Origin of the sequence: Paucilactobacillus wasatchensis, from assembly GCF_000876205.1 — a bacterium.
In the GTDB taxonomy this organism is placed as follows: domain Bacteria; phylum Bacillota; class Bacilli; order Lactobacillales; family Lactobacillaceae; genus Paucilactobacillus; species Paucilactobacillus wasatchensis.
The window spans coordinates 1-23,107 of record NZ_AWTT01000002.1 but is presented as its reverse complement, the minus strand read 5'-3'; the positions used below and the strand labels follow the sequence as shown (position 1 = coordinate 23,107).

Annotated in this window: 19 protein-coding genes and 1 other annotated feature; of the genes, 18 read left to right on the top strand and 1 reads right to left on the bottom strand. The window is 39.2% G+C overall.

Annotated features, from left to right (window positions below; translation table 11 throughout):
- The first annotated feature begins 68 nt into the window (after window positions 1-68).
- The 14 genes from ezrA (at window position 69) to cls (ending at window position 17,051) form a co-directional block, all read left to right on the top strand.
- The gene (gene ezrA / locus WDC_RS00680) at window positions 69-1,796 is read left to right on the top strand and encodes a septation ring formation regulator EzrA (protein ID WP_044009886.1); all 1,728 of its coding nucleotides are present in this window, start codon (window positions 69-71) and stop codon (window positions 1,794-1,796) included.
- A 237-nt stretch (window positions 1,797-2,033) separates the two neighbouring features.
- Window positions 2,034-3,182 (top strand): cysteine desulfurase family protein, encoded by a 1,149-nt coding sequence (locus WDC_RS00675; protein WP_044009885.1) that lies wholly within the window; start codon window positions 2,034-2,036, stop codon window positions 3,180-3,182.
- Window positions 3,183-3,198: 16 nt separating this feature from the next.
- Window positions 3,199-4,416, top strand: a complete 1,218-nt coding sequence (gene thiI / locus WDC_RS00670) for a tRNA uracil 4-sulfurtransferase ThiI (protein WP_044009884.1) — start codon at window positions 3,199-3,201, stop codon at window positions 4,414-4,416.
- Window positions 4,417-4,560: 144 nt separating this feature from the next.
- Window positions 4,561-5,055: a thiol peroxidase gene (locus WDC_RS00665; protein ID WP_044009883.1), complete on the top strand. Its 495-nt coding sequence runs from the start codon at window positions 4,561-4,563 to the stop codon at window positions 5,053-5,055.
- A gap of 40 nt (window positions 5,056-5,095) precedes the next feature.
- Window positions 5,096-5,309, top strand: a binding site (T-box leader).
- Between the two features lie 57 nt (window positions 5,310-5,366).
- Window positions 5,367-8,024 (top strand): valine--tRNA ligase, encoded by a 2,658-nt coding sequence (locus WDC_RS00660; protein ID WP_044009882.1) that lies wholly within the window; start codon window positions 5,367-5,369, stop codon window positions 8,022-8,024.
- Window positions 8,025-8,139: 115 nt separating this feature from the next.
- Window positions 8,140-9,459, top strand: coding sequence for a bifunctional folylpolyglutamate synthase/dihydrofolate synthase (locus WDC_RS00655; RefSeq protein ID WP_225349603.1), 1,320 nt, complete (start codon window positions 8,140-8,142; stop codon window positions 9,457-9,459).
- A gap of 40 nt (window positions 9,460-9,499) precedes the next feature.
- Window positions 9,500-10,144 (top strand): JAB domain-containing protein, encoded by a 645-nt coding sequence (locus tag WDC_RS00650; RefSeq protein WP_052497758.1) that lies wholly within the window; start codon window positions 9,500-9,502, stop codon window positions 10,142-10,144.
- Between the two features lie 163 nt (window positions 10,145-10,307).
- On the top strand, window positions 10,308-11,312 hold the full coding sequence (locus tag WDC_RS00645) for a rod shape-determining protein (protein WP_044009880.1): 1,005 nt from the start codon (window positions 10,308-10,310) through the stop codon (window positions 11,310-11,312).
- 155 nt (window positions 11,313-11,467) lie between these two features.
- Window positions 11,468-12,319 (top strand): rod shape-determining protein MreC, encoded by an 852-nt coding sequence (mreC, locus tag WDC_RS00640; protein ID WP_044009879.1) that lies wholly within the window; start codon window positions 11,468-11,470, stop codon window positions 12,317-12,319.
- A gap of 12 nt (window positions 12,320-12,331) precedes the next feature.
- On the top strand, window positions 12,332-12,868 hold the full coding sequence (mreD, locus tag WDC_RS00635) for a rod shape-determining protein MreD (protein WP_044009878.1): 537 nt from the start codon (window positions 12,332-12,334) through the stop codon (window positions 12,866-12,868).
- A 486-nt stretch (window positions 12,869-13,354) separates the two neighbouring features.
- Window positions 13,355-14,002 carry an amino acid ABC transporter permease gene (locus WDC_RS00630; RefSeq protein WP_044009877.1) on the top strand — a complete coding sequence of 216 codons (648 nt, stop codon included), beginning with the start codon at window positions 13,355-13,357 and terminating at the stop codon, window positions 14,000-14,002.
- 15 nt (window positions 14,003-14,017) lie between these two features.
- Window positions 14,018-14,674 (top strand): amino acid ABC transporter ATP-binding protein, encoded by a 657-nt coding sequence (locus WDC_RS00625; protein WP_044009876.1) that lies wholly within the window; start codon window positions 14,018-14,020, stop codon window positions 14,672-14,674.
- A 20-nt stretch (window positions 14,675-14,694) separates the two neighbouring features.
- Window positions 14,695-15,537 carry an amino acid ABC transporter substrate-binding protein gene (locus WDC_RS00620; protein WP_044009875.1) on the top strand — a complete coding sequence of 281 codons (843 nt, stop codon included), beginning with the start codon at window positions 14,695-14,697 and terminating at the stop codon, window positions 15,535-15,537.
- A 65-nt stretch (window positions 15,538-15,602) separates the two neighbouring features.
- Window positions 15,603-17,051, top strand: a complete 1,449-nt coding sequence (gene cls, locus WDC_RS00615; RefSeq protein ID WP_044009874.1) for a cardiolipin synthase — start codon at window positions 15,603-15,605, stop codon at window positions 17,049-17,051.
- A 49-nt stretch (window positions 17,052-17,100) separates the two neighbouring features.
- Here cls and WDC_RS00610 read toward each other — a convergent pair whose 3' ends face one another.
- Entirely contained in the window at window positions 17,101-18,459 is a 1,359-nt protein-coding gene (locus tag WDC_RS00610) for an aspartate kinase (RefSeq protein ID WP_044009873.1), read from the bottom strand.
- A gap of 198 nt (window positions 18,460-18,657) precedes the next feature.
- Between WDC_RS00610 and yfmF the strand changes: the two genes are divergently transcribed.
- The 4 genes from yfmF to pgsA all read left to right on the top strand — a co-directional run bounded on the left by yfmF (window position 18,658) and on the right by pgsA (window position 22,875).
- Window positions 18,658-19,914: an EF-P 5-aminopentanol modification-associated protein YfmF gene (gene yfmF / locus WDC_RS00605; protein ID WP_044009872.1), complete on the top strand. Its 1,257-nt coding sequence runs from the start codon at window positions 18,658-18,660 to the stop codon at window positions 19,912-19,914.
- Window positions 19,914-21,212 carry an EF-P 5-aminopentanol modification-associated protein YfmH gene (gene yfmH / locus WDC_RS00600; protein ID WP_044009871.1) on the top strand — a complete coding sequence of 433 codons (1,299 nt, stop codon included), beginning with the start codon at window positions 19,914-19,916 and terminating at the stop codon, window positions 21,210-21,212. Before yfmF ends, yfmH begins: the two co-directional genes overlap by 1 nt.
- Window positions 21,213-21,302: 90 nt before the next feature.
- A complete protein-coding gene (locus WDC_RS00595) occupies window positions 21,303-22,271 on the top strand; it encodes a helix-turn-helix domain-containing protein (RefSeq protein ID WP_044009870.1) in 969 nt (322 codons plus the stop codon).
- Between the two features lie 19 nt (window positions 22,272-22,290).
- The gene (gene pgsA / locus WDC_RS00590) at window positions 22,291-22,875 is read left to right on the top strand and encodes a CDP-diacylglycerol--glycerol-3-phosphate 3-phosphatidyltransferase (protein ID WP_044009869.1); all 585 of its coding nucleotides are present in this window, start codon (window positions 22,291-22,293) and stop codon (window positions 22,873-22,875) included.
- Window positions 22,876-23,107: the final 232 nt, after the last annotated feature.

Here is a 23,107-nt window from a genome sequence, read left to right as displayed (position 1 = left end):
ATTGATTTTAACTGTCTTAACTTTAAAAATCAATAATAAACGTCCATAATAAAAGGTGGGATTTTCGAATGCTGCAAGTGCTAATTGGGATTGTGATCATCGCAGCAGTAATTGTTGGCGGATTATATCTTTTTCAACGGATTACAATTAATCAAATTAATGACTTACAGGATGATAAACAGCGGCTGGTAGGCTTACATGTTGATGCAAATTTGCGTGATGGAGCGAATCTCAGTTTAACTGGGGAATCATTGCAGCAATTTCAGCGGTTACAAAGTGACTATCAAGAGGTAACCGATCATCGTTTTACCGCAATTGACGAATTGGCAGATAGCATTCGCCATGATGTGCGTGGAGTTAATTTTGTTAAGGTTCGTCAGGAAGTGAGTCAACTCAAGGAGCGAGTTGCTACAACAGAAAAAATTGTTAATCATACGCGCGATGCATTAGCTGACTTAAAGAAAATCGATCAACAGCATCGGCAAGCAGTTTCTAAACTAGAAAAGAAATATCAAAGTTTACGGAAAAAGTTATTGTCGGAGAACTTCAAGTTTGGAAATAGTATTGATCAATTGGAAGAAAAACTGTCTGGATTGGAAGATGAATTTGACCGTTTCAGTACGCTTACTTCTGAAGGTGACCATGCCAAGGCTCAGACTGTACTTGGTGGTTTGGAAGCAAATACTAACCAACTAGAAAAAACAATTGAGTTAATTCCTGCCTTATATCAAAATTTAGATGTTCAGTACCCAGAACAGTTGCAGGAATTGCAGGGAGGCTACACTCAGCTGAGTAATCAGGGGTACCAATTTATTGATGCAGATATTGCTACCGAAATTGCTAACATTGAACAACAAAGAACAGAAACACTGACTAAATTAGCTCAACTTGAAATTGAGACAGTTCAAAAGGCTAATGACAACATTCAGCGGCAAGTTGATCATTTGTATGATGTAATGCAAAAGGAGCTGGATGCACGTCCAGCCGTAACTAAGATCATGCCTGAAATTGGACGATTTATCGTGCATGCACAAAATCAAAATCATGAATTAATGATTGAACTAGATCGTCTGAGTCAAAATTATACTTTGGATCATAGCGAATTAGAAACCGCACGGGGTCTGAGTGAACAAATTAAACAGGTAGAAAAAGATTATCAAACTGATTTGACAGTCATTCATAAGCATACTGCTGTGGACAGCCAAGTATTAGAGCGGCAACAAAATGCGCAAAAAATATTGACTCAAATTGAACAACAACAAACACAAATTAATGATGATGTGGCTGGATTACAGGATGATGAGCGGCGAGCCAAAGCGACGTTACACCGATTTGCAAGTGAAATTCATGCCATCAAGCGGCAAGTTGAATCGCTGAATTTACCAGGTTTACCGCAATCATATTTGGATTATTTTTTTGTTGTTAGTGACGAAATAAAGAAATTAGATACAGATATTAATCGTATTAAAATCAATATGGAAGAGATTACAAAACAACTGCTAATTGTGCAGGCTGACCTTGAAACACTGCAGGAAAAAACAACTGATCTACGGGATAGCGCCCAATTAGCTGAGCGATTAATGCAATACGCTAATCGCTTTAGGGAGCAAAATCAGACGGTAGATCAGGCGGCCAAAAAAGCACAGAAACTATTCAACGAATCTCATGACTACGCTGCTAGTTTAGAAACTATTGCAACAGTGTTGGATAAGGTTGAACCGGGTTCATATAAGCGACTAGAAGATAGTTATTATCAAAGTACTAGCAGTCACAGGCAACCTAGAAAAACAAAGTAAATGGCACGTGTTATGGTATTAAATCATAGCAGGTGTTTTTTTGAACTGAGAATTGTGACTATCATTTTGCAGGAAATCAGATAATATACTACCATCTGACAGGGTTCTTTGGTATACTTGGAGCGCTGTTTTAAGCGAGTCGAACTTTGCTACTGATGGTCTATCCCCATTGGTAACTATATCTTGCATGTTGTGTTACTCATTTGTATTGCACATGCTACAAAGAAGGATGGAAATTTGATATATTTTGATAATAGCGCCACAACCCAAGCACTACCCGAAGTACTAGATACTTATCGGGCTGTTAGTGACCAGTTTTGGGGGAACCCGTCAAGCTTACATAACTTTGGTGAGTCAGCTTGGCATTTGCTGGAACAATCGCGGGCTCAAATTGCAAAGTTACTGAATGTAATGCCTAGTGAGATTTTATTTACGAGTGGTGGTACTGAAGGTGATAACTGGGTGGTTAAGGGAACTGCAATTGAAAAACGCTCCTTTGGCAAACATTTGATCACGACGGCAATTGAACATCCAGCAATTCAAAATTCGATGGAGCAACTAGAACAATTAGGTTTTGACATTACGTATTTGCCCGTTGATGCACACGGACAAATTTCAGTTGCAGATTTGAAGGCGGCAATTCGACCAGATACGATTTTAGTATCAGTAATGGCAGTTAACAATGAAGTTGGTTCAATTCAGCCATTAAAAGAAGTCGCTGAAGTGCTACAAGATTACCCCAAGATTCATTTCCACATTGATGCTGTGCAAGGAATTGGCAAAGGAATTCAATCATTGATTTTCAATGGCAGGGTTGATTTTGTGACGTTCTCTGGTCACAAATTTCATGCCCCACGTGGAATCGGATTTATTTATGCTAAGCAGGGACGTAAAATTGCCCCCCTTTTAACAGGTGGTGGACAAGAGCGTAACTTGCGCAGTGGCACAGAGAATTTACCCGCAATTGCGGCGATGGCTAAGGCATTGCGAATTTTATTAGCTAAAGAAGCCCAGAGCAATGCTAAAGAACGAGAGATTAAACAAGTCATCTCTGAGCACATTAAGTCATTTGAGCACGTTACTATTTTTTCAGAGGATACTGCTCGTTTTGCACCACACATCTTGTGTTTTGCAATTGTTGGGGTGCGGGGTGAAACAATTGTCCATGCTTTTGAGCAACACGATATTTACATCTCGACGACCAGCGCGTGTTCTTCTAAAAAACATTTGGCTTCTAGTACATTAAAGGCAATGAATGTGGCAGAAAATGTTGCTACTAGCGCTGTTCGTGTTAGTCTTGGCGATCAAAACACAGTGGAAGAAGCACACAAATTTAATCAAGTATTTGACCAGTTATATGATGAATTTAGAAAAATCACGAAGTAAGAAAGGGGGCAATTAAATGCAATATACAGAAATTATGGTGCGTTACGGTGAACTATCAACTAAGGGTAAAAACCGTAAAGGATTTATTGATCGACTCGGTTCAAATGTCCGTAAAGCATTGCATGAGTTTGAAACAGTTAAAATACAGGCTAATCGAGATCGCCTGCATGTTAGTTTAAATGGTGCCGATAGTGATGCCGTGATGACACGGTTGAAGATGGTGTTCGGAATTCAGAATTTTTCGCCATCGATTAAAGTAGCCCGAACTTTTGAAGCAACTGCCCAAACTGCTGAGCAGATGGTTCGTGAGCAGCTTAAACCAAAAATGACATTTAAAGTTAATACACGCCGTTCTGATCATGAATTTCCAATTGATACCAATGAAATGAATACACGGTTGGGTGGCTACATTTTGGATCAATTTCCTGAACTAACTGTGGATGTTCATCATCCGGATTTGACTATTAGAGTTGAGATTCGTGGCAATGGTATTTTTCTGACTAGTGAAGTGGTGCAAGGTGCTGGCGGTCTGCCGGTCGGTACTGGTGGCAAGGGAATGCTAATGTTATCTGGAGGTATTGATTCTCCAGTGGCTGGCTATCTGGGGATGAAACGTGGTGTTTCAATGGAAATGGTTCATTTCTTTAGCCCACCGTATACTAGCCAACAGGCGTTAGCGAAAGCCAAAGAATTAACTGGTAAATTAGCCCGATACAGTGGGAGCATCCAATTTTTGCAGGTTCCATTTACTGAGATTCAAGAGACAATCAAAGAAAAAGTGCCTGAGGGATACTTGATGACTGTCCAGCGCCGGTTAATGTTACGTTTGACCGCAGCATTGGCGATTAAACGCCATGGCTTAGCGATTTTTAATGGTGAATCACTGGGGCAGGTAGCATCACAAACGATGGAAAGTATGCTAGCGATCAATGACGTTACAACAATGCCAATTTTACGACCTGTTGTATCATTGGATAAAACTGAAATTATCAAAATTGCTAAGGATATCGATACTTACGAGTTATCAATTTTACCATTTGAAGATTGTTGTACTATTTTTGCGCCACCAAGTCCGAAAACAAAACCTAATTTGGAACGCACTAGGCTCTATGAAGCGCGTCTAGATATCGATGGTCTCATGCAGCGAGCACTAGATGGTGTTCAAGTTAGCGAAATTAAAGCTGGCGAAGACTTCTTGAATCAACAAGAAGATGTATTTGCTGAGCTGCTGTAAAGACAAGACAAAAGGTTGGAGATTTTTTCTCTGACCTTTTTTTCTCACCCTTTTCACTAAATATCCTTGCAAACCCCTTGAAAGTGTTGTAGTTTAATATCAATCTTAGCTACGTATTTAGTCATTTGGAAGGAGTGCATAACTGTGGAAGTAACACGTCATGGTGAAGTAGAAACATTGGTTGGTAATCCGCCAGAAGTGGGGACACCATTGCCACATTTTAAGATTTTTAATGCTCAAAACGAACGGGTTAAAACGAGGGATTTAATCGGTCAGACCACTTTAATCAGTGTTGTGCCAGATATTAATACTAAAACGTGTAGCTTACAGACCAAGAAATTTAATAAAGCAATGGATCAATATCCTAATGTTCGCTTCATCACGGTTTCTACCAATACGGTCAAACAACAATCCGTTTGGTGTGCTGCAGAGGATGTCAATAACATTGAGATGATGTCAGACAGTGAAGAATCATTTGGTTACGAGATGAAGTTGCTGATTCCAAATACTGGTGTTTTGACGCGTTCGATCTTTATTATTGATGATACTGGTACCATTGTGTACCGACAAATCGTGGCCGAACAGGGTGATGAACCAAACTACTTAGCAGCCTTGAATGCACTAAAAAAGTTAGTTTAGTTGCTTGACGGAACTGAAATAATTGACTATTATGAAACAATAATCAGCAATGAACAAGAAAGTAATGTCTTAATGGTGTTTAGAAAGAGAATACATGACTGAAATATTTTCCGCCATTGAAATGTGAAGGTAGCTTGGGAGCTGGTATTTTGAAATTTAGTAAAAATACCCGGAATGTCATTTCGTTAACAATGATTTTAAGTGGGGTTTAACAAACCCAAGTTAGGTGGTACCGCGATTAAATCGTCCTATTTTTAATAGGGCGATTTTTTTGTTTACTGATTAGATACATATTTGAAGGGAGTTTTACTATGGCAAAAGAAGCAGACATGTCAACCAAATACGATCCACAAGCAGTTGAGGCAGGTCGTTACGATAAATGGCGCGAACAGGGATTATTTAAACCTAGCGGCAACAAAAAAGCGCACCCGTACTCCATCGTTATTCCGCCACCCAATGTAACTGGTAAGCTTCATTTAGGGCATGCATGGGATACAACACTGCAAGATATGATTATTCGGCAAAAACGAATGCAGGGTTTCGATACGTTGTGGTTACCAGGAATGGATCATGCCGGAATTGCTACCCAGGCTAAAGTTGAAGCGCGATTACGCGAACAAGGGATTTCACGTTATGATTTAGGACGTGAAAAATTTGTTCAACAGGTCTGGGATTGGAAAGATGAATATGCTGACATTATCCACAAACAGTGGGCTAAGTTGGGTTTGTCACTGGATTATGATCGCGAGCGATTTACCTTAGATGAAGGATTAAACAAAGCCGTGCGGAAGGTTTTTGTGGAACTTTATAAAAAAGGACTCATCTACCGTGGCGAATATATTATTAACTGGGACCCCCAAGCGCGGACTGCATTGTCCGATATTGAAGTAATCCATGAAGATGACAAGGGCGCTTTTTATCACGTTAAATATCCGTTCACTGATGGAACCACCTTTAATGGCAAAGACTATATTGAAATTGCTACGACACGACCTGAAACAATGTTTGGTGATGTGGCAATTGCGGTCCATCCCAGCGATGAGCGCTATGAGTCAATTGTCGGGAAAAAAGTGCTTGTGCCATTAGTTAACCGAGAAGTCGAAATTATTACCGATCAATATGTCACACCAGATTTTGGAACCGGGATGGTTAAAATTACACCAGCTCATGACCCAAATGACTTTCTGGTTGGCAATCGTCACGATTTACCGCGCATTAATACAATGAATGAAGATGCCTCGATGAATGAAAATGCTGGCAAATATAATGGCATGGATCGATTTGATGCTCGAGATGCGATCGTGAAAGATTTGGATACCGGCGGTTATTTATTGAGTACCGATCCAATTGTCCATTCAGTTGGCCATTCAGAACGGACAGGAGTTCAAGTTGAAGCACGATTATCAACACAATGGTTCGTCAAAATGGAACCATTAGCTAAGGCTGCATTAGGTAAGCAATCATCTGACGATCGGGTTGATTTTGTGCCACCACGATTTGAAAATACATTTACCCAATGGATGACCAACATTCATGATTGGGTGATTTCGCGGCAACTGTGGTGGGGACATCAAATTCCTGCCTGGTACCACAAAGAGACTGGCGAAATTTATGTTGGAATGCAAGCACCTAAAGATATTGACAACTGGACACAAGATTCTGACGTTTTGGATACCTGGTTTTCAAGTGCGCTGTGGCCATTTTCGACTATGGGCTGGCCGGATACCGATCAACCAGATTTTCAACGATATTTCCCAACTGATACGTTAGTGACAGGTTACGACATCATTTTTTTCTGGGTTGCACGAATGATGTTCCAAAGCACTGAATTTACGGGTCGACGACCATTTAAACATGTGCTAATTCATGGATTAATCCGTGATGAACAGGGTCGTAAAATGAGTAAATCTTTGGGCAACGGGATTGACCCAATGGATGTAATTAAAAAATATGGTGCCGATGCTTTGCGGTGGTTCTTAGCAACTGGTTCCACTCCTGGGCAAGACGTCCGCTTCAGCTACACGAAGATGGACTCCGCTTGGAATTTCATTAACAAAATTTGGAATGCCAGCCGTTACGTTATTATGAATCTTGGCGACATGCAGGAGCCTAAATTGCCAGCTAAAGAAAACTGGGATTTGGCAGATCGATATATTTTAAATCAACTCAATCAGACCGTGACGCAAGTAACGCGTCTATTTGATAAATTTGAATTCGGTGAAGCTGGTCGCGCTTTGTATAATTTCATTTGGAATGATTTTTGTGACTGGTACATTGAAATGTCCAAGGAAAAGCTAAATAGTGGGGATGCACAACAACAAAGTGATACACGCAATATCTTAGCTTATGTTTTGGACCAAACATTGCGATTAATGCATCCGATCATGCCATTTGTTACCGAAAAACTGTGGTTGTCGATGCCGCACATTGGCGATTCATTGGTTAATGCAACTTACCCAGCAACACATGCTGAATTTGCTGATAGTTTAGCCGCTGATCAAATGAGTCATTTGATTGAACTAATCAAGGCCGTCCGTAATATTCGCAGTGAAGCAAATGCGCCAATGTCAACGCCAGTTGATTTATTGATTAAAGTCGAAAATCAACAACTGGCTGATATGTTGCAAGCCAACAAGGAATATATTGATCGTTTTTGTCACCCACAACAGCTAACAATTGGTACAGATGTTGTTGCACCAAAATTGGCCCTTAGCGGAATCATTACTGGGGCTGAAATTTATATTCCAATGGCAGAATTGATTGACCTGAATGAAGAAAAACAACGACTTGGAAAAGAGATTAAGAAGTTACAACAAGAAGTTGACCGTTCCACTAAAAAATTGGGTAACGAACACTTTGTGGCGAACGCACCAGAGGAAGTCGTTGCTGAAGAACGAGAAAAACAGACAGCTTGGCAACAAAAATTAACAGCAGCCAAGCAACGTTTGACAACTATTGAAGATGCTTAATAGCTAAATGTTATATCGTTCAAAAACACTGACCAGTTATACTAGGGTCGGTGTTTTTGTTGTGTTATGATAAAAAAGATTGCGGCCACATAATGATTAAAAAGGATGAGTCAATTTGAAACAAATCAAAACGTATGAGGATGCCCTAAAATTTATTCATGGGCGAACACAATTTAAAAAGATCCCGACACTAAAACGAATGAGAATTTTAATGCAACAGCTGGGTAATCCACAGGACAAATTGCAGATGATTCATGTTGCAGGGACTAATGGAAAAGGTTCAACGGTAGCTATTTTACGTTCTTTATTTATGAGCCAGGGTCAGCAAGTTGGTACTTTTACATCACCATTTTTGACTCGTTTCAATGAACGAATTAGTCTGAATGGTGAACCGATTGATGATGCAACACTATTAAAGCTCACCCAATCAGTTGCACCAGTCGTGGCACGCCTTGACAAGACATTGGCCGAGGGAGGCCCGACAGAATTTGAAATTGTCACAGCATTGATGTTTTTGTATTTTAAGCAGACACAGCCAGATATTGTGATCGTTGAAGTTGGTATTGGTGGAATGTTTGATTCCACCAATATTATTACACCAGTCGTCGCTGTTATTACCACAATTGGTTATGATCATATGCGGTTATTAGGTAATACCTTGCCTGAAATAGCTACGCAGAAAGCAGGCATTATTAAAAAAAATGTCCCGGTTGTCCTCGGAAAATTACCGCCAGAAGCACGCGAAACGATTATGGCAATTGCCAATCACCAAAATGCCGAAGTATTCCAACCAGACGAAGAATATACTGCTATAAAAGTTAATCTACCTCAGTGGGGAGCACAATTTAAATACAGTGGTCTTAATATTTCTCCGACCACTTTTACAGTTGATTTACTTGGTGATTATCAGATTGATAACGCAGCAGCGGCACTGACTACATTCTTGATTTACTGTCAAAATAATCATATTAAACCGGATATTAGCGCGATTAAGCGAGCATTGAATCAAGTGCATTGGGCCGGTCGCATGGAGCGCGTCAACGAGCAACCATTGATAATTTTGGATGGTGCACATAACTTGCCAGCGGTGACAGCAATTGCCCAAACTATCAAAGAAAAGTTTGCACAACAGGAAGTGTATATTTTAATCGCAATTCTAGCTGACAAACAAGTTCAACAGATAATTGCCACATTAGCTGCACTCACCAATGTGCATCTAATTGTCACTACTTTTGTTGGACCAACTAAAAAAAGGCCAGTGGCAAATCTGGCACAAGTTTTGTCACAACAACAACCGGCTAATCAAATTGAATTTGCCGATTCATGGCAGGATGGGTTAGTGCAGATTACCCGACAAATGTCTGCCGAAGATGTATTGTTAATTACAGGTTCACTTTATTTTATTTCAGAAGTACGACCGTATTTTAAAGATTAATCAGATTTCATCCGTATATTGTATTATGGAGGGTGAAATAATGGACTATCAAACTGATTTAAAGACAGTAACTGATCACGAATTATTGGCTGCTTTTTTGGGGGAACATAACGACCGGAAGCGTTGCTTGGAGTTGCGAACTCAATTTTGGAATACTTTTCCAACTTTAGCTGACTACAAACATGCCCCACAACGGCGCAAAGATGATTTTTTCGGTAGCACGGATAAAAGTTTATGCCAATTATTGATAGGAATTGAAATTGGCGAACGAATTGCTCGTGCCTCGCGGCCGCTATTGGGCAATATTTATTCAAGCAAACAGGTGGGTGAAAAATTAATTACTGAATTTAGAAATGATCAGCAAGAAAATTTGTGCCTTATTTGCCTTGATGTGAAGCATCGCATTATTAGCCAACAAATTATTTTTAAGGGTACGTTAACTACCTGTCCGGTTCATCCCCGCGAAATTTTTGCGGTGGCGCTAGAACAACATGCAGAATCGATTTTGATTGCCCATAATCATCCTAGCGGCATGACAGAACCTTCCACAAATGACATTGAATTTACTCATCGGTTAGAACAATGCGGTCAATTGCTGGGAATAAATTTATTGGATAGTTTTGTGATTGGTCAATGCGATTATTTGAGTTTACGTGAAGAAAAAATAATTGAAGCAGCTGGTTGAATTGCTAAATTATTCTTAAATTACGTTGGATTCGTTTTGCAGCAGTACAAATTGGTTTATCTTTGGTAAAGTAATGTGAATCGGACAAAACACTATGTTATAATACGGATATTATTGTAATAAACTAGATAAATAGATTTGTAAGACGAAGGGAAGACACAACGTGCTAGGAATCGGAACAAAAAACATCGGAATTGACTTAGGAACTGCCAACACAATTGTATATATTGACGGTAAGGGAATCGTGCTTCGTGAACCATCCGTGGTTGCCAAAAACACTAAAACGGGGGAAATTGTCTCGGTTGGTGAAGCTGCTCGTGAAATGATTGGCCGAACTCCTGCCAGCATCGTGGCAATTCGTCCGATGAAAGATGGAGTGATCGCTGACTATGATACGACGGTTGCGATGATGAAACACTATATTGAAAAGGCACTGGGCAAAAGTAGTGGCAAACCATACGTTATGGTTTGTGTCCCAAGCGGTGTTACTGAAGTTGAAAAGCGAGCTGTGATCGATGCTACACGAGTAGCAGGTGCACGGGATGCTTATGTAATTGAGGAGCCATTTGCCGCAGCGATTGGTGCCGGACTACCAGTGATGGATCCTACCGGTAGTATGGTTGTTGATATTGGTGGTGGAACCACAGACGTTGCTACCATATCACTTGGTGGAATTGTTTCTAGCCGTTCAATTCGAATGGCTGGGGATAAAATGGATGAAGCAATTGTTTATTATGTGCGTCAAAATCATAATTTACTAATTGGTGAACGGACAGCTGAAAAGTTGAAGTGGGACATTGGTTCTGCTTCAGTTGAAGCAGCTGCAGAAATGGGCACGACAGAGATTCGCGGTCGTGATCTTGTATCTGGATTACCACAAACGACTGAAGTATCAGCATCAGATGTAGCGAATGCATTGCAGGATGTGGTTGCTGAAATTATTTCTGCCATTAAAGAAACACTAGAAGAAACTTCTCCTGAAATTGCTGCCGACGTTATTGATCATGGAATTGTATTAACTGGTGGCGGTGCATTACTTAAACATTTGCCTGAAGTAATTGCAGATGAAACAAAGGTCCCTGTCTTTATCGCCTCAGAACCACTGGATTGTGTGGCTATTGGTACTGGTGAATCATTGAAAAGTATCGATGTAATGAAGAAAAAATAATTAAAATGGTATATTAACTAACGGTGACAAGTAAGAACAGTTAGTATAGTAAAATAGCTCAAGTTAATTGAGTTTATTTGGACAGGGTTGGTCACAAAACTAATGTTTTGTCCAACCCTGTTGATTTAACCTGAGAAGTGCGTTGGAGGATTAAAATGCAAAAGTTTTTTTCAAATCGTCGGTTGGTAATTATTGTGGTAGCGCTAGTCGTTTGTTTTGGGCTAATGGCTGGTTCTGTTGCGATCCGAAATAAAAAAGCAACTCCACCGGTAGTGCAACAGTTTGGTAATGATGTGGTTGGATTTGCCGGTTCGGTGGTAGCTTATCCGGTTAATGCTCTGCAAGGTGGTTTTGACTCAGTTTCTGAATTAATGAACGCGTATCAAGAAAATCAATTGCTAAAAAAACAAGTTAGCGAAGTGGCTCAAGTAAAGGTACGCGACCAAACATTAGCAAGTGAAAACAAACAGTTAAAAAAGCAGTTGAAGTTAAACAATTCATTGACAGATTACTCAACTGTTAGTGCTTCTGTACTGACTAGGACACCATCTTCATGGCAGAATCAATTAGTGATTAATAAAGGGCAAACAGCTGGAATTTCAAAAAATATGCCGGTATTATCAGGTGCTGGATTGATTGGCAGGGTCGCAGAAGTCAACAAAACCAATAGTAAGGTTGAATTGTTGAGTGATAGTGATGAATCATCAAACCGGTTTGCAATTCAAATTACCAATAAACAGGGTAAAACTGTGAATGGAATCATTACAGGATATCAAAAAGCTACTGGTGAATTGGTCATGGGGCAGGTTACATCCAAGGTTAAAATCACTAAGGGCACTAAGGTAATTACAAGTGGTCTGGGTGGCGTAACACCAAAGGGCTTGTATGTCGGTAAAGTAGCGCGGGTCACTAAAGATGATTACGGTCTTGCAAAAAAGATCTATATTAAGCCAGCAACTAATTATGACAATATTAATATTGTCACTGTGGCAGAACTGAATTCTTAGGGGTAGTTGATTATGTACAGATTATCACGTTTACGATATGTATTTCCGATTGGACTGTTCATTGCCTTTTTTTTGGATGGATCAATTAGTAAAGTTTTCAGTGGTTGGTTGTTTAGTTATCCATATTCGATGGTTAGCCATTTGATAGTTTTGTGGTTGGTGTTGGCGTATTTTTTTGAAGAAGATACTAAAATTCCATTAGTTTCATTTGCTGCGGTGGCTGGATTGATATTTGATTTATATTATTCTGGCATCATTGGCTTATTCATGTTTTTATTTCCATTGATTATTTTGCTGACACAAGCGTTAGCTAAGTATTTTACACCGACCTTTCTAACGGTCATCATGTTTTTTTTTATTGATATTACCTGTCTTGAATTACTAAACTATTTTGCATACTCACTGATTGGTCTCATCAATAGTAATTTTGGTGATTTTTTGGTGTACGTTTTAGCACCAACATTGGCGCTGAATCTAATTTACTTAGTAGTACTATATTTTCCAATTCACAGTTTATTTGCGCGTTCGGTGCAAAGAAAAAACTCATGATATTTTAATAATTGGCTGTTGACATTCAAATAGCAATGTATTAGGATATTATCAACATTAAAAAACAGTGAACAGACTAGTAGAGTAGTTATCGGTGATAGAAAGCTCTTGTTGATGGAAATGGAGCCCAGTAATTATTTGAATCACATCTGTGAGTTGATTTTCTGAATATTAGTAGGAAAGTCCGGGATGCCCGTTACAGCTACAAGTTTAATTAATAAACTTGTTGAGACTGAGCTTGTGAGAGTTTAGTGCACATGAGGTGGAACCGCGGGAACGCCCTCAAAGTCATTATTGACTTTGAGGGCGTTTTATATTTACCAAGGTGTAGCCTTAACAAAATTTATTAGTTAAACTTATTGAGGTAGCTACTGTGAGGTAACTACGAAGCAGAGGTGGTACCACGACTAGACGTCCTCTTAGATTATTTTAATCTAAGAGGACTTTTTTTGTTCATCATGAATTAAGAATATGGGAGGTTGGCACATGTCAATTAGTTATATATCAGAAATTTTACCATCATTATTTCAAGGCGCAGGATTAACCTTACAATTGTTTTTTTGGACGTTAATTGGTTCGCTACCGCTAGGAATCGTTGTTAGTTTAGGCTTAACTTCAAAAATTAAACCGTTACGTTGGTTGCTAGATTTGTATGTTTGGCTGATGCGTGGAACACCGTTATTATTGCAATTAATATTTGTTTTCTATGGTCTACCGTTAGTTGGAATTGTCTTTCAACGTTATGATGCTGCAATTTTTGCTTTCATCTTGAATTATGGTGCCTATTTCGCCGAAATTTTTCGTGGTGGTCTCCAGTCAATTGATAATGGTCAATACGAGAGCGCACAGGTATTACGGCTTAGTTACTGGCAAACAATTCGAAAAATTGTAATTCCTCAAGTGGTTAAAATTGTGTTGCCATCTGTTGGAAATGAAGTTATTAATCTTGTCAAGGATTCATCATTGGTCTATGTTATCGGGTTGGGTGACCTGCTGCGAGCTGGTAATGTAGCTACCTCACGAGATGTGACACTTGTTCCATATATTCTCGTCGGTGCAATTTATCTATTATTAGTTGGTGTTTGTACTTATGTACTACACAAGGTTGAGCAACGTTACTCATACTATCAATAAAATGGAGGCACACTTATGTTAGAAATAAAAAATTTAAAAAAGAGCTTTGGTTCACGAGTTATTTTAGATAACGTGAATGTCACCATTAAAGATCAAGAAGTTTTGAGTATTGTTGGTCCTTCCGGGGCTGGTAAAACAACGCTGCTGCGATGTATTACGGGTTTGGAGCAGGCTGATTCAGGTGAATTTACGATTGACGGCAAGTCATTTGATCCTAATGCTACTGATACCTCCGAAAGCGTTATTGGTGTTGTGTTTCAAGACTTTAATTTATTCCCACATTTGTCAGTAATGGATAATATTATCTTGGCTCCCACGATGGTACTCAAGCAAAGTAAACAAGTGGCAACGGCTGACGCCAAGAAATTATTGGATCAGCTAGGTCTAATTGGTAAGGGTGATTTGTATCCTTATCAATTATCAGGTGGGCAAAAGCAACGGGTTGCGATTGCACGAGCTTTGGCAATGAAACCAAAAATTTTATGTTATGACGAACCAACATCGGCACTAGATCCTAATCTACGTAAAGAGGTTGAAAGACTAATTTCAGGATTAAAGCAGGATGGAATGACTCAACTAGTAGTTACGCATGATATGGACTTTGCTCGCAACATTGCGGATGATATCTTAGAGGTCAGTTCATTAGATAAACTCAACCAAACGGCGGATTAAAGCGCAGAGGAGAAGAGAAGATGAAAAGAGTTAAAATTTGGTTTCTCTTAATTGTTATATTAGTGCCTACAGTGCTGCTATCTGGTTGTCAAAGTGTCACCAAGAAAGCTAATACAGATGATACTTGGAGTCGGATTCAGCGACGAGGTAAGGTAATTATTGGATTGGATGACAGTTTTGTTCCGATGGGTTTTCGCAAGAAAAATGGGAAGCTAGTCGGTTATGACGTTGATTTGGCCAGGGCGGTTTTTAAGCAATATGGCATTAAAGTTGATTTTCAAACGATTGATTGGTCCATGAAGGAAACAGAATTACGAAATGGCACGATTGATTTAATTTGGAATGGTTATACAGTTACAGCTTCACGTGCTAAAAAGATTGCCTTTAGTCGTCCATATCTCCAAAATCAACAGATTTTAGTAACTAAGAAGAAAAATAATATCAATGATTTTAAAGATATGCAGGGACAGACTTTAGGAGTTCAAAATGGTTCAACCGGAACGAGCGTGTTAGATGAAAAGCCTTCAATCCTCAAAAATTATATTAAAGGTCGCAAGCCTGTGTTGTACGATACATTTCCGGAAGCATTTATTGACTTAAATGCTAATCGAATTCAAGGGATTTTGATGGATAAAGTTTACGCTGAATACTACATCAAGCATCAGCCGGACGGCAGTGCTTATTCGACCTATCTGAATAAACAAATTCCGGCAGAAAACTTTGCGGTTGGTATGCGTAAGGGTGACACAACGTTGCGTAATAAAATTAATAAGGGACTTAAACGACTGCAGCAAAATGGTCAGCTAAAAAAGACCAATGAAAAATGGTTTGGTGAACCAAGTAATTTCCTAGGTAAACCATAACTTCGTGACAAAAGGATGAACTCTTGGTATGCTGAGTTTATCTAATAGACGGAGGTTGCAATGATATGATAAATTTGTGGGTGTTCATTGATGTAGTAATCACATTAAATACCATTGCAACAGTAATTATTGTGTTTCGTGAGAAAAGAGATATTTCGGCTACTTGGGCCTGGTTATTGGTATTGTTACTACTGCCGATTGCCGGGTTTTTGTTGTACCTGTTTGCTGGACGCAAACTTTCACATCGTAAAATATTTAACTTAAAGGCGCAAGAACGACTAGGTATTGCTCAAATTGTGGCCAATCAAAAATTACAATTTGATGATAATGAATTACTACCAGCTAATCAGGTTACCAATGCAGCCCGGGAATTAGTGCGGTTATTTTTAGAAACTGATAATGCCATTCTCACACGAAAAAATGCTGTCAGAGTTTACACGGATGGAGAAAAACTGTTTGCCAGTTTATTTGAAGATGTGCGCCGGGCACAGCATCATGTTAATATTGAATTTTTTACTTGGTATAATGACGACGTCGGCAATCAATTTGTACAATTATTGGAAAAAAAGGCCGCTGCCGGAGTTCAAGTCCGGGTGATCTACGATTTATTAGGGTCACACGGATCCAAACAGAAGCTATTTCAGCGCCTAATTAAATTGGGCGGTCACGTAGAACCATTTTTAACACCTAAGTTTTTTCCGATTACTTTCAGGCTTAATTTTCGGAATCACCGAAAAATTGCAGTGATTGATGGCAATATCGGTTACATTGGTGGTTTTAATGTTGGCGATCAGTATTTGGGAAAAAAAGTCCGGTTTGGTTACTGGCGTGATACACATTTACGTGTGACAGGAGACGCAGTCTTATCCATGCAAAGTCGTTTTTTCTTGGACTGGAATGCTACTACTAAGCAGGCTCCGGTTACTTTTGACAATAGATTTTTCCCGCAGACTGAATCTGAAGGAACAACCAGCATGCAAATTGTTTCCAGTGGACCAGATGACGATCGACAAAAAATCAAACAGGGTTACGTTAAAATGATTTCAATCGCCACTGAATCAATCTATATTGAAACGCCGTATTTTGTTCCTGATGGCAGCGTGTTGGAGGCATTGGCAATTGCTGCCACGGCAGGTGTTGATGTGCGCATCATTATTCCAGATCGACCAGACCACCCGTTCGTTTACCGTGCTACTGAATATTATTGCCGAGATTTAATCCAATCCGGTGGCCAAATTTTTGCATATAAAAAGGGTTTTATGCACTCCAAAATGGTAGTTATTGATGGCAAGATAGTTTCGATTGGTTCTGCCAATATGGATATTCGTTCATTTAAATTGAATTTTGAGGCTAATGCTTTTTTATATGACCGTGAATTTGCTCGGGCAACTGAGTTAATTTTTCTCCATGACCAGGAAAATTCTGATTTTTTGACCGCTGAATATTTTGATCAGCAATCACGATTTATCAAAATTAAACAAGTGCTTTCTCGTCTGTTAGCACCAATTCTATGATCAAAAAGGTCGTTGAATAACGCAAGTAACGCGTCACTCAACGACTTTTTTAGTTTTGCTTGAAAAATTCACCATATAAAGCACTAACAGCTAAATCTGCTTTATCCTGAGCCACTCCAAACATAATTGAAATTTCAGAAGCCCCTTGATTGACCATTTGCAGGCGAATACCGGCTTTGGCGAGGGCAGTAGTGGAACGGGCCATGACACCCAAAGTATCTCGCATTCCTTCGCCAACAACCATCACAATTGCATAATCATGAATCATATGCATTTCGTCAGGTTGAATGGTAGTTTGCAATTCAGACATGATGGATTGTTCAATATCAGGGGTTAAATTTGCTTCGGGTATGATGACTGTAATATCATCAATTCCTGATGGCATGTGATCGTAACCAACATTATACTTGTACAAAATGTTAAGTACCTTACGGGTGAAACCAACTTCCTTATTAAGTAGATATTTACTAATATAAAGGCCACAAAAATGTTTAGATGCTGCAATCCCGCGGACAGGATAGTTTTTGTTGTGTCCAATTTGTGCTGCGATGATCGTTCCCGGAGCTTCAGGATGATTTGTGTTTCTCACGTTGACGTCAATATTACCCTGGATAGCTGGAATTAGTGCTTCATCATGAAAAACGGAGAAGCCGGCATATGAAAGTTCTCGCATTTCACGAAAAGTCATATGACCAATTGCATGAGGATTAGGGACAATGTTGGGATTAACTGAATAAATGGCATCGACGTCCGTAAAATTCTCGTACAAATCCGCGTTTAGGCCACGAGCCATGATGGCCCCAGTGATATCTGAGCCGCCGCGAGAGAAAGTACAGATGTTGCCATGTTCGTTATACCCAAAGAAACCAGGCACGATCAGTACTTTAGCGTTATTTTGCCATTTTCGTAAATTGATGTAGCTGGTAGGCTCAATTTGCGCGTCGTCAGGAACATCCGTGACAATCAGACCAGCTTCAGCAGGATCAAGATATTGTGCTGCAATGCCGACGAGGTTAAAAACCCGTGCAATTAGTTGTGCATTTAATTTTTCACCATGTGCTTTGAATGCAGCCATGAGGTAATTATTATCAGGGTACTTTGCTAGTGGTAAATTTAAAATTGCTCGCTTAATTGGTGCAAAATCTTCAGGTGTGAAATTAAAACCCAATGCAATTTCTTGGTAGCGTGCAATAATTTCTTGTGCCAGATCGTGATAATCGCGGCCTGCAATTACAGCATCAGCATAGCGAATTAACAGGTCGGTGACCTTTGTATCAGCTGGATTTCGTTTTCCAGGAGCTGACACAACCACACATCTTCGTGTGGCATCATCTGAGACAATTTGAATTACTTTTTTTAGTTGTTCGCTGCTGGCAAGAGAACTGCCACCGAATTTAATGACCTTCAAGATACTTCGCTCCTTTTTGTTAGTTAATATGATAGCAAACCACCACCGTACTTACAATTAAGTTCGGTATATTTTTTGCTAAAATAGCAGTATTTTTGTGGTTGGTTTGTAATTTATGTAATTTTCACGTATTATTGTTAAACATGCGGTAGTAAATGTTCAGTGCCAATAATTTGGCGGTGGAACGGAGGAACCAATTTGGATTTTAAGTTAACTGATGGTGTCAATTTACACGTTATTAGGACAACACAATTTAAAACTAATCAAATATTAATTAATTTTAACACAGTACAAACGAAAACTAATATCACAGCTAGAAGCTTATTAGCAGATCTCATTGAAACTAGTACTCACAAATATCCAACGCAAACTGCATTGGCTAGACAGATTTCTAGTTTGTTCGGCGCTTATGTGGGGACAAACGTTGCCCGTATTGGTAATATGCATGCCCTGCGAGTGAGGGCCAGCTTTGTTAATGATCGCTATTCAATGCCAGGATTAACAGATCAGGTGATTGATTTATTGCATGAGATGATTTTTCACCCGTTGATTGATAACAACACGTTCGACGAGCCAACGTTTAAGCTCCAACTCAATAATTTACAAAGCTCAATTAAGTCGTTGGATGATGATAAGCAATTTTATGCGGCCATGCAACTACGCGACCTTTATTTTGCGGATCATTCATTGCTAAAAATCCCTAGTTTTGGTCAACTTACAGATTTACCACAAATATCTGCGGAGTCACTAGTGCAAACATATAATGAGATGGTAAATAGCGATCAAGTTGATATTGTGGTATTAGGGAATGTTGACGTACAACTGATTGTCGAACAATTTCGCCGCTTTGAATTTAAACCGCGGCAAGAAATTAAGCAGGAACTATTTTACCATCAAAAATTAAATAAAGAGCCACGCGAAACAAGTGAAAAACAAGCATTGAATCAAGCTAAACTTAACTTAGCATACCAATTACCAATTTATTATCAGGAACCAGATTACTCTGCCACTATGGTGATGAATGGAATTTTAGGTGGTTCGCCACTCTCCAAACTGTTTGTGAATGTACGCGAAAAAGCAAGCTTAGCTTATTATGCTAGCAGTCAACATATTGCATTTAACGGAATGTTTTCAATCCAAACGGGAATTCAAAGTAGTAATAAAGTACGAGTGCAACACTTAATTCAAGAACAGGTTGATGCTGTGAGGACTGGCGATTTTACAGACGAGTTAATGCAAGAGGTTAAGGATGGAATTATTAACCAATATGAGACAGGATTAGATGTTAGCAGCAATGTTATTGAGCAAACACTATTGGACAAAATCACGCGGACACATACAGAGTCGAGTGCGCTGATTGAACGAATAAAAAAGGTGACCAAGGTGGATGTAATTCGTGTTGCAAGTCAATTGGAGTTTCAGGCAGCCTATTTTCTGAATGGAGATTTAAATTAATGGATGAACAGTTTTACCAACATTTGAATGAAACGATCTATTCAAAAAAAATGAATAATGGTTTGTTGGTTCAAGTATTACCAAAAGTCGGATTTCATAAAACCTATGCAATTTTAACAGTTGATTTTGGCTCAATCGATCGTACATTTATGCCAGTTGGTAAAGATGAGCTGGTGACTGTTCCAGATGGTGTTGCTCACTTTTTGGAACATAAAATGTTTGAAAAAGAGGATCACGATGCCTTTGATTTATTTGGTCAATTAGGGGCTGACTCGAATGCGTTCACTAGTTTTACTCAAACTAGTTATTTATTATCAGCGACAGGGCACATTCATGAAAATTTGGACGTTCTCCTGGATTTTGTTCAAGAGCCTTATTTTTCTGCCAGCACAGTTGAAAAAGAAAAAGGAATTATTGGCCAGGAAATCAAAATGTATGACGATGATCCTAACTGGCGCTTATATTTTGGACTACTAGGTAATCTGTACCCTAAAGATCCGATGCATATTGATATTGCAGGAACGGAAGAATCGATTGCACAAATTTCACCGGCTGATTTGTATGCAACATATGGAACTTTCTATCAACCAAGCAACATGAACTTGTTTATTGTCGGTAATGTTGATCCAGTGCAAACAGTGGATTGGATTGAACAAAATCAGGCTACTAAACGATTTGCGGCACCGACCAGCCCGCAAGTTCAATTTGAATTGAACGACAGTGAGGGTAACGATGTGATTCCATTTAGAACACTTGAAATGGACATTAGTCGGCCAAAAGTAATGGTCGGACTGAGAGGGTTAGATCAAATTGAATCCGGCATGGATGGGTTACAGTACCGGTTGACAGTTGAATTATTGTTGGATATTTTGTTTGACGATACATCCGATAATTATTTACGTTTGTACAATAACGAAATACTAGATGATTCTTTTAGTTATAATTTTGAAATGCAACGAGGCTTCCACTTTGCGTACTTCAGTAGTGATACCAACCAACCAGAGCGCTTTTCTGATGAAATTATCAGTATCTTAGAGAGTGCTACACAGCAAATTGAAACGGCCACCAGTCAGTTCGAAAATATTAAACGAGCAATGTTAGGCCGCATGATTGGCTTGTTAGATTCACCAGAAGCAATTGCTAATCATTATTCAGGCAAACTATTTGGTGGTGCCAATTTGATGGACGAAATTACCGCTTTGGCTGCAATTAAAATTGATGATTTATACCAAATTGTGCCAGAGTTTGTCCAATCACAAGGGATTTCGGTTTACCAAATCGTACCCAGACGAGATTAACTTCAATCTTTTTTAAGATAATGCTTTCAAAAAGTATGCTATACTGGTCGACGTTAAAGTGGGAATTCCAAAGTTATGGAGAACAGATTAATGAGTGAAAATGCGAAAATTGAAGTGGGCAAAAAGCTTCACGATGCTCGAATTGATAAGGGTCTAACATTAGATGATTTACAACAGGCCACTAAAATTCAAAAACGTTATTTAATTGCGATTGAGGACGAAAATTTTGCAGAGTTACCTGGCGATTTTTATGTGCGGGCGTTTGTAAAACAATATGCGGATACGGTTGGACTAGATGGCAATGATCTATTATTAGAATTTAATGACCAATTGCCGAAAACCAAATCTGATGAATATTCTGAGCACATCTCTCAAGCTGTAGAAACTAGAGCTGGAAAAAATAAAACGGTTGATCAAATTGACAAGGCGCGCCAATATATACCGACAGTGATTGTTGTTGTCGTGATTATTGTCATCCTAGGAGCCATTTGGTTGACTGCTATTCACAGTAATCATAAGAGCTCGCAAAGCAATATTGACAGTAGCTCAGTTTCAGTTTCCGGAGAATCAAGTAAAAAGGAATCTTCCTCAGCCACCAGTAAAAAGAAAAACAGCAGCAGTACCTCAAGTACTAAATCAACCGTTAAATTAACGAAAGTATCACAAAACTCAAGCAAGGCAACCTTTAAGGTTAAAAACGCTAGTGCTCGTAAATATACATTGACAATTGCGCCCAGTGAACGAGCATGGGTGGCGGTGACTGGCGATGGCAGTTCATTGTTTAGTCAAACAATGACTGCTAACACTAAGCAAAGCGTCAAAATTAGTAAATCCGTTAAACAGATTGTTTTGACATTGGGTAATGCCGGTGGCACAACGGTCAAATTGAATGGTAAAACAGTTAATATTACTGATAACGATAAATATCCAAACATTCGGACGGTGACAATTGTGTTGAGTGGTTCAACTTCAACTGATACCACCAGCTCATCTAGTTCAAGTAGTACAGCTACAAGCTCAAGTAGTGCCACAGCAGCAACTACGTCTGGCAGCAATTAAATTTGAGGGGGGAATTATCGTGAATTTACCTAATAAATTAACATTAATGCGTTTAATCGCTATTCCATTTTTCTTATTATTACTAGTACTACCGTTGCATTGGGGAAGTGTTACTTTTGCAGGGGCAACAGTGCCGGTTGAGCAATTAATTGCTGCAATTATTTTTGTTGCTGCTTGTATTACTGATAACTTGGACGGGCACATTGCGCGTAGTCGACACCTCGTAACGAACTTCGGTAAGTTTACGGATCCACTAGCCGATAAGTTGTTGGTGATGACAGCTTTTATTGTATTGAGTGCCAATCAAATTGTGCCCGCGTGGGTGACGGTTGTTATTATTTGGCGTGAGCTTGCAGTGACTGGATTACGACTGTTAATCGTTGAAAGCAATGGCGAGGTAATGGCGGCCAAAATGCCAGGAAAAATTAAAACAGTCAGTCAATTTATTGCAATTACCTTTTTATTATTGAATAACATGTTCTTTGAACTAATCCACATTCCGTTTGGCCTGATCATGTTGTACGTATGTCTCTTCTTCACGGTCTACTCAGGAGTTGATTATTTTGTTAAGGGACGTTCGGTTTTTTCTGATGGCTTGAAGTAAATCGCTGACAGTTAGTTAAATAAGGTTCGGCACAAAACTTTTGTTTTGGCTGAACCTTATTTAATTGGCTCTTCGTCAAGAAGTACTGATGACTTAATTTAAGGACGTAGTCCTTACTAGGCAACTAGTTCTCTTTCAGGAGGATTAGTTGTTTTTTTGTTTAGCTGTTTTAAACTGTTTTTATAATTTATAGAGTAGAAACTAGTAGAAAATGCTACAAGTATCCTAAGCC